Below are 12371 nucleotides of genomic sequence, written 5' to 3' on the forward strand. Positions count from 1 at the left end.
GCGCTGGTGGCCGTTGCCCCCACCGTCGATCACGGCAAGGCTGGGCATCATGGCCAGCGGGGAGGAGACGGCGGTGGACAGGGATGGCCCACGCGGATGGCCGTGGAACCGGCGGAGAATGATGGGCGGCTTGGTGGGAGCGGGCTTCACCAGCCTGCTGCCTGCGATGGCAAGGTCGACCGAAACGTCAGCACCCGCCCTGCCCCGGCTGACCGCCCTGCTCGAAACCTGGCGCGGCGACCCCCACCCCGACCTCAAGGGCGTGGTGGTGATGCGCCACGGGCGGCGCATCGCCGAGGCCTATTACAACGGTGAAGGCCCCGCCACGCTGCATGACATCCGCTCCGCCACCAAAAGCCTGACCAGCCTGCTGATGGGCATCGCCATCGACCGGGTCCGGGTGACGGGCGTGGACGCTCCCATCACCCGCTATCTGCCGGGCCCCCTGCCGCCGGGATGGGAGACGATCACCATCCGCGACCTGCTCAGCATGCGCTCCGGCTTGGCGGCGGACGATACCGACCCCGCCTCCCCCGGCAATGAGGACACGCTGGACGCGGAGGGGGAGAAGAACGGCGACTGGGCCACCGCCGCCCTGGCCGTGCCGGTGCGCGAACCGCCGGGCCGCCGCTACCAATACTGTTCCCTCAACGCCTTCCTCGCGGGCCTGATCGTGGAGCGCGCCACCGGTCAAAGCCTGGACGCCCTGGCGCGGGAGGCCCTGTTCGCCCCATTGGGCATCGGCCCCCATAGCTGGCGCACCCTGGCCGGTGGCCACGGCACCGGCCAGGGCAACCTGTCGATCACCGCCTGCGACGCCGCCCTCATCGGCCAGATGGTCCTGAACCACGGGACGCACAACGGTCGCCGCGTCGTCAGCGCACACTGGCTCCGCGACAGCTTGGCCCGCCTCCACCCCATCGCCGCCAGCGACCCCTATGCCGATTTCTACGGGTACATGTGGTACGCCAAGGATGAGCCCGTGGGCGGTGATCGGACCGTGCCCGTCCATTTCGCCTCCGGCAATGGCGGCAACAAAATCTATGTGGTGCCGTCGCTGGACCTGGTGGTGGCCATCACCTCCAGCGCCTATGGCAAGGGCTATGGCCAGCGGCGGTCGCAGGATATCCTGCTAGCCATCCTGGCGACCCTGTCCTGACGCCCCTGGGCCTGATACCCCAGGGGCCTGAAGGACGGCGGCCGCCCAACAGAGGAGGCCGCCCCCGTGAAATCCTGCCTGCAGCCTGGCCTGCGCCACAGCGAAAGCCTGACCGTCGACGCCAGCATGCTGGTGCCCGCCCTGCCCGCCGCCTTCGGCGGCTTCCATGACATGCCGCCGGTCTTCGCCACCGCGCAGATGGTGGCCTTCATCGAATGGACCTGCGTGCAGGCGCTGGCACCCTATCTGGAACCGGGGGAGCGCACCGTGGGCACCCATGTCGACGTCAGCCACGTGGCCGCCACGCCGGTGGGCATGACCGTCACCGCCACCGTGGAACTGATCTCCTTCGACGGCCGCGCCCTGCGCTTCAAGGTCGCCGCGCGCGACGCCACCGGCCTGATCGGCGAAGGCTTCCACAGCCGGGGCGTGATCGACTACGCCCGCTTCATGGCGCGGGTGGAGAAAAAGGCGGCGTGCTGAGCATCTCGGCCGAGAAAATTTTCGGGGCCCCTGTCGGTTCCGGGCGGGGTGGGGCGTCCTCTGCGCACCGCCCCTTGAAAGGAGAGGACAATGGCCAAGCAAATCTTCATCAACCTGCCGGTGCGCGACCTGCCCAAGGCGATGGCGTTTTATACCGCCATCGGCGCGGTGAACAATCCGCGGTTCACCGATGAGACCGCCGCCTGCATGGTGTTCTCCGACACCATCTTCGTCATGCTGCTGACCCACGATAAATGGCGGGTGTTCACCCAGAAGCCCATCACCGACACCCATGCCAGCGGCGCGTTGATGCTGGCCCTGACCTGCGACGACCGCGCCGCCGTGGACACCATGACCGAGGCCGCCAGCCGGCACGGCGGCAAGGCCGATGTGAACCCTCGCCAAGACCTCGGCTTCATGTACGGCCGCAGCTTTGAAGACCCGGACGGCCATGTCTGGGAGCCGCTGTTCCTGGACGCCACTCAACTGCCGCCGCAGGGCTAGCCGGCGGCACCACGCCGTCTAGCCCCTCCTGCCCCGTCAGGCGGCGGCCAAGGCCTGGCTCAGGTCGGCCAGGATGTCGTCGATATGCTCGATGCCGATGGACAGGCGGACATAGCCGGGGGTGACGCCGGTGGCCGCCTGGTCCTCGACCGACAGCTGGGAATGGGTGGTGCTGGCCGGGTGGATGGCCAGGCTGCGCGCGTCGCCGATGTTGGCGACGTGGTAGAACAGCTTCAGCGCGTCGATGAAGCGGCGCCCGGCGTCGGCCCCGTCCTTCAGCTCGAAGCCCACCAGGGCGCCATGGCCGCCCTTCAGCACCGCGTCGGCGCGGCGGCGCAGCTCGCCCGTCTGGCGGCTGGGGTGGATGACGTCGGCCACCTTGGGGTGCTCCGCCAGGAAGGCGGCGACGGCGCTGGCGTTGCGGTTATGCTCCCGCATGCGCAGCGGCAGGGTTTCCAGCCCCTGGATGGCCTGGAAGGCGTTGAACGGGCTAAGCGCCGCGCCAATGTCGCGCAGCAGGGTCACGCGGGCGCGCAGGATATAGGCGATGGGGCCCAGCGGCTTAACCGCCTGCGTCCACACCGCGCCGTGATAGCTGGGGTCCGGCTGGTTCAGCAGGGGGAAGCGGTCGGCGTGCGCCTCCCAATCAAAGTTGCCGCCATCGATGAGGGCGCCGCCGATGCTGGTGCCATGGCCACCGATATACTTGGTGGTGGAATAGACGACGACGGCCGCCCCATGGTCCAGCGGGCGGGCGATGATGGGGGTGGCCGTGTTGTCCACGATCAACGGCACGCCCAACTCCCGCCCGATGGCCGCCACCTCAGCGATGGGGAAGACGCGAAGCTTGGGGTTGGGCAGCGTCTCGGCGTAATAGGCGCGGGTGCGGTCGTCGGTGGCGCGGCGGAAATTCTCCGGATCCGACGGATCGACGAAGCGCGCCTCGATGCCCAACTGCTTGAAGGTGTTGGCGAACAGATTCCAGGTCCCGCCGTAGAGGTCGGTGGAGGTGACGAAGTTGTCGCCCGCGCTAGCCACGTTCAGGATGGCGAAGGTGCTGGCCGCCTGGCCCGACGCCACCGCCAGGGCCGCCACCCCGCCCTCCAGCGCCGCCAGGCGCTGTTCCAGCACGTCGGTGGTGGGGTTCATGATGCGGGTGTAGATGTTTCCCAGTTCCTTGAGCGCGAACAGGTTGGCGGCATGCTCCGTGCTTTGGAACTGATAGGACGTCGTCTGATAGATGGGCACGGCCACGGCGCCGGTGGCGGGGTCGGCGCGATAGCCGGCGTGCAGGGCCAGGGTTTCAGGGTGCTTGCTGTCGACGGCCATGGCGGCGTTCTCCCATCTCTTATTGGACTGGCGCCGATTGTTGCCCGAGCCGACTGGAAATTGCATCCACCGATCCTCGCTTATTAAATTATTTCATTTATGGCGGGAAACGAGGAGGCGCCAGCACTATGCCGCCGCTTTTTCATAAGCCGATCCGGCAACAGGGCCCACCGATTCGCGATACCGGCGATGCCCTTTTCCGGCCACAGACCGTCTCTACCATTTCTTGCAATATTAAGGCAGTTCAGCTGTCTTAGCGTGAAAATGCCCAAGGTTACCCCGGTGAAGATCGGCCTGTTCGCCAGCCTGCTTATCCTGGCGGGCGGCGCCCACGCCGAAGAGATGATCGAGCCCGTGTTCGGCCTGATCTACGATCCACAGACCGTGGTGTTCGAACCGGCGCCGGACACCTTGCCCAGCCGCTGCCCCGGTCCGGCCCAGGCCGACCTGGGAGATCACATTCGCGTCTTCGGCCGCACGGAGGTGGATGGTACCCAGTACTGGGCGCTGGGGGCGAGGGGTGGTGCGGCGCAAGGACCAAGCCATCGTGGTGCCCAAAGGCGCGTCGTGGCCCTGGCGGCCGACGCCGTTTCCCGCCTGGCGGACGAGGTGGTGGAACGCTACCAGTCCGCCTACGGCAGCGCGCCCGCCTTCACCGCTGTGCTGAACGAGCAGGGCGCCGTGCCGCAAGCGCCCATGAAGGGCCTGCTGCGCGCGGCGCTGGAACGGCACGGGATTGAGCGGATTAGACGCTTCACCCCTTCCAGTCGTTCAGCAACCGGATCAGAAGCAACATCAACTGGTCCAGCTGCGGAAGCGCCTTCGGTGGAATTCTCAGCCTGCCGTACAAACCGAAATCCACCAATTCCAACCGTCCGGTACAGGAGGGATTGGGTGCGTCATCCAGGATGCATTCCACAAGCATGCTGTACTGGTCAGTTCGGCGGTAGTGGGCATGCCACGGCGCTCCAGGACCCCGGCGTCTCGATTGCCGAAAGTCCATCTGCCGACCATCAGCGCCTCTGGAAAACTCACCTTCGGATAATATGCCGATCACCCTCGTCAGCATGGCTTCATTCGAAATATCCACGTCCAGCGGCCGAAGCGTTAAGGACGCCTGGACAATCCAATCGTCATCCCCCGGATCCGGATGCGCAGCCTCGGCCTGATGCGCCCATGGATCACTGGTCAACCATCGCTCAGTTGGCCGGCCGTCGGGCAACCAAAAGGCAATCTCCAGCCCACGATCCTGGAGTTGACTAGGTGTGACGCGCGCTTTTGGCCGCCCCGCCAGCTCTGAGCCGCTGGAGAAATAGGCGGACGGCACCGTGAATTTATGATCGCCAAGAATAATCACCACACTAGGCGTTTCCGCGACCTCATGCGCCTTCCATTCGGCTTGAGCCGCTGCCGTGTCGGTAGCGATGTCAGCATGAGCCGCCGTAAACGTCAGGAAAATCGCCATCCCTGTTAAGACGCTTATGGCACCTTTCCCAAACCGAAGACGCATCGTACACCCCGTGCCGCCCTAAGGCTCTGGAGCGGTACGGTAGCCAAAGAAGACAGGCCTTGAAAGAGGGCCGCGCTTCTGGCGCGAAAGCCTACCGCCTGCTGCGCGGCGGGGCGGAAAAACCCGGGCGGTTCAGCTTGGAGGCCGGCAGCGGCGGCTTGTGGCCCCAGGCGGAGACGGGCTTGCCCTGGGGCTTGGGCGGCGGGGGTGGCGGCGGTGGCGGGGGCGGGTCGGTCTTGACCGTCTCACCGGCCGCCATCTTCGCCAGGTCGCTCATCAGCTTGCGCACGCCGTCCATGCGCGTCTCGGCGCTGTCCCAGGGGCGCAGCAGCACCAGCTTGTGGTCCGGCCGGATCTTGGCGGTGCCGGCCTGTTGCTGGATGAATCCCACCAGGGCGGCGGGGTTCTTGAACTCATTGTTGCGGAAGCCGATGACGGCGCCCTTGGGCCCCGCGTCCAGGGTCTGCACCCCGGCGTCGCGGCACAGGCGCTTGATCTCAACCAGGCGCAGCAGGTTCTCCACCTCCCCCGGCAGGGTGCCGAAGCGGTCCACCATCTCGGCGGCGAAGGCGTCGATCTCCGCCCGGTCCACCAGGTCGGCCACGCGGCGGTAGAGCGACAGGCGGATGCCGAGGTCGGCGACGTAGTCTTCCGGGATCAGCACCGGCATGCCCAACTGGATCTGCGGCGTCCACTGCTCTTCCGCCGCCTGCGCCTCCGTCAGGCCGCCACGCGCGGCGGCCACCGCCTCCTCCAGCATCTGCTGGTAGAGTTCCACGCCCACCTCGCGGATCTGGCCGGACTGCTCCTCACCCAAGAGGTTGCCCGCCCCGCGGATGTCCATGTCGTGACTGGCCAGCTGGAAGCCCGCGCCTAAGCTGTCCAGCGTCTCGATGACGTGCAGGCGCTGCTGCGCCGTCTGCGACAGCACCGTCTTGGGCTGGTAGGTCAGGTAGGCGTAACCGCGCACCTTGGACCGGCCCACGCGGCCGCGCACCTGGTACAGCTGCGCCAGGCCGAACATGTCGGCGCGGTGGACGATCAGGGTGTTGGCGCTGGGGATGTCCAGGCCGCTTTCGATAATGTTGGTGGCCAGCAGCAGGTCGTACTTGCCCTCGTCGAAGGCGGTCATCACCTCCTCCAACTGTGCCGCCGGCATCTGGCCGTGGGCGGTGATCATCTTCACCTCCGGCACCAGCTCCGCCAGCCGTTCCTGCAGCTTGGGCAGATCCTCGATGCGCGGGCAGACGTAGAAGCTCTGCCCACCCCGGTAATGCTCCCGCAGGATGGCCTCGCGGATCACCACCGGGTCATAGGGCAGCACGAAGGTGCGCACGGCCAGGCGGTCCACCGGCGGCGTGGCGATCAGCGACAGCTCGCGCACGCCGCTCAACGCCAGTTGCAGGGTGCGGGGGATGGGCGTGGCGGTCAGGGTCAGGACGTGCACATCGGTGCGCAGTTCCTTCAGCCGCTCCTTCTGCTTCACGCCGAAATGCTGTTCCTCGTCCACGATGACCAGGCCCAGGCGGTTGAACTGGATGCTCTTGGCCAGCAGGGCGTGGGTGCCGACGACGATGTCGATGGTGCCGTCGGCCAGGCCGGCCTTGGTCTGGGCGGATTCCTTGGCCGTCACCAGGCGCGACAGGTGCCCCAGGCGCACGGGCAGCCCGGCGAAGCGTTTCTCGAAGGTGCGGGTGTGTTGGCGGGCCAACAGGGTGGTGGGCACCACCACCGCCACCTGCAGGCCGCTCATGGCCGCGACGAAGGCGGCGCGCAGGGCGACCTCGGTCTTGCCGAAGCCGACGTCGCCGCAGACCAGGCGGTCCATGGGCTGGCCGGAGTTCAAATCCTCCAGCACATCCTCGATGGCCTTCAACTGGTCATCCGTCTCGGCATAGGGGAAGCGGGCGGCGAACTCGTCATAGACGCCGTCCGGCACCTCGATGGGCGGGGCCTTGCGCAGGGCGCGCTCGGCGGCGATGCGCAGCAGCGCGTCCGCCATGTCCTTCAGCCGCTTTTTCACCCGGGCCTTGCGCGACTGCCAGCCCACACCGCCCAGCTTGTCCAACTGCGCGCCCGATTCCTCCGAGCCGAAGCGGGACAGCACCTCGATGTTCTCGACCGGCACGTACAGCTTGTCGCCGCCATCGTAGAGGATGCGCAGGCAGTCATGCGGGGCGCCGGTGACGGTCAGCGTCTCCAGCCCATCGTACCGCCCGATGCCATGGTCGACGTGCACCACCAGGTCGCCGGGCGAGAGGCTGGCGGCCTCGGCGATGAAGTTGGCGGCGCGGCGCTTCTTCTGCGATGGGCGGGCCAGGCGGTCGCCCAGGATGTCCTGCTCGGTGATGACCGCCAGGTCGCCGGTGGTGAAGCCGGTGTCGATGCCCAGCACGATGACGGCGGTGGCCCGCGCCTCCTGCGCCCCCACCTCCGCCCAGGTGTCGGCGGTCAGGGCCGGATCGATGCCGTGTTCCTTCAGCATCTTGGCCAGGCGGTCGCGGGCGCCCTGGCTGTAGCCGGCGACCACCGCGCGGCGGCCGTCGGCGCGCAACTGGTCGATATGCTGGCCCAGCGCCTTGAAGACGTTCACATCCGGGTTGGCGCGGGCGTCGGCGAAGTCCCGCCCCCGGCGGCCACCGGCATCCACCAGGTTGGGGTTGGCGCCCCCCTTCTCGTCCTCACGGGCCACAGCGGCAAACGCCGACAGCTGGGCGACGCAGCGCAGGGCCAAGTGCCGGTCCCAGGCGTCACCGTCCAGGAACAGGCTGGCCGTCGGCACCGGCTTGTACACCGGCGTGCCGGACTTCTTCTCCACCTCCTGGAAGGTGCGGCGGGCCTCATAGAAGTCCGCCACCTGGGACAGGCGGGCGTCGCGCGCCTCCTCCGCCTGCGCGTCCAGGCTGACCATGGCGGCGGGGACATAGTCGAACAGCGTGTCCAGCCCGGCGTGGAACAGGGGCAGCCAATGCTCCATGCCCGGCATCTTGCGGCCAGCGCTGATGCCCTCATACAGCGGGTCGCTGTCGGTGACCGCGCCGAACAGCTCGCGGTAGCCGGTGCGGAAACGCTGGACTGAGGGTTCGTCCAGGAACACCTCCGACATGGGCTTGAGGTCCACGCCCGACCGCTTTTCCGTGGTCATCTGGGTCATGGGGTCGAAGGCGCGCACGCCTTCCAGCTCATCCCCGAACAGGTCCAGGCGCAGGGGTTCCGCCGTCGCGGGGGGAACAGGTCGATGATGCCGCCGCGCACGGCGTACTCACCCGGCTCACGCACCGTCTGGGCGCGGGTATAGCCGTTGTTGGCCAGGAAGCGCTGCAACTCGTCGATGTTGAGGCGGCCGCCCACCTTGGCGCCGAAGGTGGCGTTGCGGAAGGCCAGGCGCGGCGGCACCTTCTGCAAGGCGGCGTTCAGGGTGGTCAGGACGACGAAGGGTCCTTTCGGACGGGCGCCCAGCAGGGTGGTCAGCGTCTCAATGCGCCGGGCGACAATGTCGCCGTTGGGCGAGACGCGGTCATAGGGCAGGCAGTCCCACGCCGGGAAGGGCAGCACCGCCACGTCGGGCGCGAAGAAGGCCAAGGCCTCCTGCACCCGGGCCATGCGCGTGTCGTCCAGCGCCACGTGCAGCAGGCCCGAGGCCCCCGCCCGCCGCGCCAGGTCGGCCAGCACGCGCGCGTCATGCCCCTCCGGCGCGCCGGCCACCAGCAGGCGGCGCGGCGTGTCGGGGTTCAGACTGGAAAGCAGGGCGGACGGCAGCACAGTGTCGGGCGCGGTGTGGGGCATGGGGGAAAGCCAGGCGTTAGGCGGTGACGGAAAAATCAGGCGACGCGGTGGGCCTGCAGCAAGGCCATCAGGTCCGCGTCCAGGTCATCCGGGAAGGGTGCCCGCCCCAGCAGCCAATCGAAGACGTCCGGATCGTTCAGATCCAGCAAATGCTCATACCGATCGAGCTGTTCCACGGTGAAGGTGGGCACATGCTTTTCGGCGAAGGTGCCCATCAGCAGGTCCATCTCCTTCATCCCGCGATGCCAGCTGCGGAAGATCAGGCGCTTGCGCCGCACGGCGAGGGCATCCCCGGGAGCGTCCTTCGCGGCAACTTCGGAAGAGGTGTCGGTGGGCATGGGCACGGCCTTATCAAAACGGAAGCCAATGGGGGCTCGGCGGCCTAACCATCAAGCCGCGCATCCGCCACTGGAGTAACGGCAGACTCAGGCGCTGTCACGTCTTCAATGGCTGCGGCGTGGCATGACGGCACCATATATGGGTCGGAACATATCATAAACAAATCCCACCACACGGGATAGCCCGTCGACAGGGCGGGCCGCTAGGATATAGGCATATGCCCACGGTTTTGCGTCCTGGAGCCTGCCCCGTTGCGTCCGCCCGTCCTCTATCCCCTGTTCGCGCCCATCACCAGCCTGCCCGGCCTGGGGCCCCGCCTGGGCAAGCTGGCGGAGCGGCTGACCGGCCCGCATGTGGCGGACATCCTGTGGCACCTGCCCACCGGCGTGCTGGACCGTGCCAACGCCCCCAGCATCAATGAGGCGCCGGAGGGCCGCATCGTCACCCTGACGGTGCGGGTGGACGGGCACATGCCGCCGGTGCAGCGCCACCGCCCCTACCGCGTGCGCTGTACCGACCACACCGGGGAGATGGAGCTGGTGTTCTTCCATGTGAAGGGCGACTGGCTGGAAAAGAAGCTGCCCCAGGGGACCATGGTGGTGGTCAGCGGCAAGGTGGAGCGGTTCAACGGCCTGCTGCAGATGCCCCACCCCGACCATTTCGCCCCCGTGGAGGAAGGCGCCCCGCCGCAGGAGGTGGAGGCGGTCTATCCCCTGACCGGCGGCTTGAACCCCAAGCCGCTGCGCACCGCCATCCAGGCTGCCCTGGCCCGCACGCCCGAGCTGGAGGAATGGCAGGACCCGGCGTGGCTGGAGCGCCAGGGCTGGCCCACGTGGAAGGCGGCGCTGACGGCGGCGCACGACCCCAAGGGCGAGAAGGACGTCAACCCGCTGAGCCCCCTGCGCCAGCGCCTGGCCTATGACGAGTTGCTGGCCAACCAGCTGGCCCTGGCCCTGGTGCGCTGGCACCAGCGGCGGCTGGCCGGCCGCGCCACGGTGGGCGATGGCCGCCTGCGCGCCCGCATCCAGGCCGCCTTGCCCTATCAGTTGACCGGCGCGCAGGCCCAGGCGCTGGTGGAGATCGACACCGACATGGGCAAGGCGGAGCGCATGCTGCGCCTGCTGCAGGGCGACGTGGGCAGCGGCAAGACCATTGTGGCGCTGATGGCCATGGCGACGGCGGTGGAGGCCGGGGCCCAGGCGGCCCTGATGGCGCCCACGGAAATCCTGGCGCGCCAGCACGCCGAAAGCCTGGCCGACCTGGCCGACGCCGCCGGCATCCGCCTGGCCCTGCTGACCGGCCGCGACAAGGGCAAGGCGCGCCAGCAGGTGCTGGACCGCCTGGTGTCGGGGGAGATCGACATCCTGATCGGCACCCACGCCCTGTTCCAGGAGGACGTGGCCTTCCGCGACCTGGCGCTGGCCATCATCGATGAACAGCACAAGTTCGGCGTGCACCAGCGCCTGGCCCTGGCGGCCAAGGGACGCGGCGTCGATACCCTGGTCATGACCGCCACCCCCATCCCCCGCACCCTGACCCTGACCGCCTATGGCGACATGGACGTCAGCCGCCTGACGGAGAAGCCGCCGGGGCGCAAGCCGGTGGTGACCCGCGCCGCCGCCGCCGATCGCCTTGAGGAGGTGGTGGAGCGCGTGGCCGCCGCCATCAAGACCGGCCAGCGCGTCTATTGGGTCTGCCCCCTGGTGGACGAGTCGGAAACCGTGGATCTCGCCAACGCCACCCTGCGCCATGCCACCCTGCTGGAACGGCTGGGCGATTGCGTCGGCCTGGTGCACGGCAAGATGAAGGGCGCCGAGAAGGACGCCGTCATGGCCCGCTTCGCCGCCGGCGAGCTGTCCGTGCTGGTGGCCACCACCGTCATCGAAGTGGGCGTGAACGTGCCGGAGGCCACCATCATGGTGGTGGAGCATGCCGAGCGCTTCGGCCTGGCCCAGCTGCACCAGTTGCGCGGCCGCGTGGGGCGCGGCGAGCGCGCTTCCGCCTGCCTGCTGCTGTACACCGCCCCCCTGGGCGAAACCGCCCGCGCCCGCCTGGACGTCATGACCTCCACCGAGGATGGCTTCCTCATCGCTGAGAAGGACCTGGAGTTGCGCGGCGCCGGCGAGGTACTGGGCACCCGCCAGTCGGGATTGCCGGAGTTCCGCATGGCCGACATCACCGTGCATGCCGACCTGCTGGCCACCGCCCGCGACGATGCCAGCCTGATGGTGGCCCGCGACCCCGACCTGGAAACCCCGCGCGGCCAGGCCCTGCGCGTGCTGCTCTACCTGTTCCAGCGGGACGAGGCGGTGCGCACGCTGCGCTCGGGGTGAGGCCCGTCCGCCGGGCTACATCCTTCGGCCAGTTGCGCGAAAGAGGGTGGGACATATTTCGCGTCCCGTCACTTTCCCCTGAAAGGTCGTTCCCATGTCCGACATTTCAACCACCGCGCCATCTGACAAGGTCAGCCTGCGGACGCTGACGGTCATCAGGCACGCCCTGTTAGGTCTTGGGTTCGGCTTGATACCGATGATGATTCCCATCCTGAGACATGAGCTGCCAACCAGCCGCAGTGCCCTGGTCGGCTCCATCATTGGCGGGGCGTTGGGCGGCATGGCGATCATGATCTTGCTCGGCGTGTATCGTGCTCGCTCCATTCCGCCCGACCAGCCCAGCCGCATCGGCCGGCTGCGCCTTACCCTGGGCCTGACGCCGCTGGCCCTCATCCTCGTGGGCCTGCTGGTCCTGGCGGTGATTTGAAGATCATCGCCAACACCCTCAGCCAATAGCCCAGCCCGAGGGTGAGCGCCTTGGCCCACCCTCGAATGGGCGTGGCCGACACGATGCCGTAGGGGCTGAGCCGTTGGACCGAACGCCCCTCGCCCCGCAAATGCTCCATGGCCTGGCGGACCAGGGGGTGGAACAGGTCGACCGCCCCCACGGGGTCGCGGGTGCCGTCCGGATTTTCCCACGCCTTTAAAGTGGCGTCCGTTTCATCATCATAGCCCCGCACGATCAGGACACGCGGCCCCCCATCGGAAAATCTCCAGATCGTGTAGGCATAATAATAGTCGTAATAGCCGTCCGGCCCGATGTCGGAACAGTCGACATGGTGTGAGGCTTGCACGTCCATGGGATGCCCTCCGTCGCAGGGGTGACCTGCTGTGGGGTGACCCGCAATAGGGTGACCGGCAGTGACATAGGGGCGGGCCGCGATCCTGACAGGTCGCGTCCCGCCACCCCGCACCTGACGAAGCCGGG

At 68.0% G+C, this 12371-nt stretch carries 9 protein-coding genes and 1 pseudogene; 5 read left to right on the plus strand and 5 right to left on the minus strand.

Translation table 11 applies throughout. The features are described from left to right. The first annotated feature begins 118 nt into the window (after positions 1–118). From ULB03_RS13450 to ULB03_RS13460, 3 genes are all read left to right on the plus strand, one after another. On the plus strand, positions 119–1159 hold the full coding sequence (locus ULB03_RS13450) for a serine hydrolase domain-containing protein (RefSeq protein WP_322483596.1): 1041 nt from the start codon (positions 119–121) through the stop codon (positions 1157–1159). A 66-nt stretch (positions 1160–1225) separates the two neighbouring features. Then, complete coding sequence (locus ULB03_RS13455; RefSeq protein ID WP_322483597.1) at positions 1226–1642, plus strand: thioesterase family protein; 417 nt, start codon at positions 1226–1228, stop codon at positions 1640–1642. A gap of 90 nt (positions 1643–1732) precedes the next feature. After that, positions 1733–2146, plus strand: a complete 414-nt coding sequence (locus ULB03_RS13460) for a VOC family protein (protein WP_322483598.1) — start codon at positions 1733–1735, stop codon at positions 2144–2146. Positions 2147–2182: 36 nt separating this feature from the next. Here the strand turns inward: ULB03_RS13460 and ULB03_RS13465 are convergent, their stop codons facing one another. The 4 genes and pseudogenes from ULB03_RS13465 to ULB03_RS13480 form a co-directional block, all read right to left on the minus strand. Continuing rightward, on the minus strand, positions 2183–3475 hold the full coding sequence (locus ULB03_RS13465) for an O-acetylhomoserine aminocarboxypropyltransferase/cysteine synthase family protein (RefSeq protein ID WP_322483599.1): 1293 nt from the start codon (positions 3473–3475) through the stop codon (positions 2183–2185). Positions 3476–4229: 754 nt separating this feature from the next. Continuing rightward, positions 4230–4940, minus strand: coding sequence for a hypothetical protein (locus tag ULB03_RS13470; protein ID WP_322483600.1), 711 nt, complete (start codon positions 4938–4940; stop codon positions 4230–4232). A 136-nt stretch (positions 4941–5076) separates the two neighbouring features. Beyond that, positions 5077–8771 (minus strand): annotated as a pseudogene (mfd, locus tag ULB03_RS13475) (transcription-repair coupling factor). Between the two features lie 35 nt (positions 8772–8806). Further along, positions 8807–9109 (minus strand): succinate dehydrogenase assembly factor 2, encoded by a 303-nt coding sequence (locus ULB03_RS13480; protein WP_322483601.1) that lies wholly within the window; start codon positions 9107–9109, stop codon positions 8807–8809. 252 nt (positions 9110–9361) lie between these two features. Here ULB03_RS13480 and recG point away from each other — a divergent pair, with 252 nt between their 5' ends. Next, on the plus strand, positions 9362–11443 hold the full coding sequence (recG, locus tag ULB03_RS13485; protein ID WP_322483602.1) for an ATP-dependent DNA helicase RecG: 2082 nt from the start codon (positions 9362–9364) through the stop codon (positions 11441–11443). Positions 11444–11537: 94 nt separating this feature from the next. Next, entirely contained in the window at positions 11538–11870 is a 333-nt protein-coding gene (locus ULB03_RS13490) for a hypothetical protein (RefSeq protein WP_322483603.1), read from the plus strand. Here the strand turns inward: ULB03_RS13490 and ULB03_RS13495 are convergent. Next, entirely contained in the window at positions 11833–12243 is a 411-nt protein-coding gene (locus ULB03_RS13495; RefSeq protein WP_322483604.1) for a hypothetical protein, read from the minus strand. The two genes, ULB03_RS13490 and ULB03_RS13495, sit on opposite strands and share 38 nt — an antisense overlap. Positions 12244–12371 lie beyond the last annotated feature (128 nt).

It is taken from the genome of Nitrospirillum goiasense (assembly GCF_034427435.1).
In the GTDB taxonomy this organism is placed as follows: Bacteria; Pseudomonadota; Alphaproteobacteria; order Azospirillales; family Azospirillaceae; genus Nitrospirillum.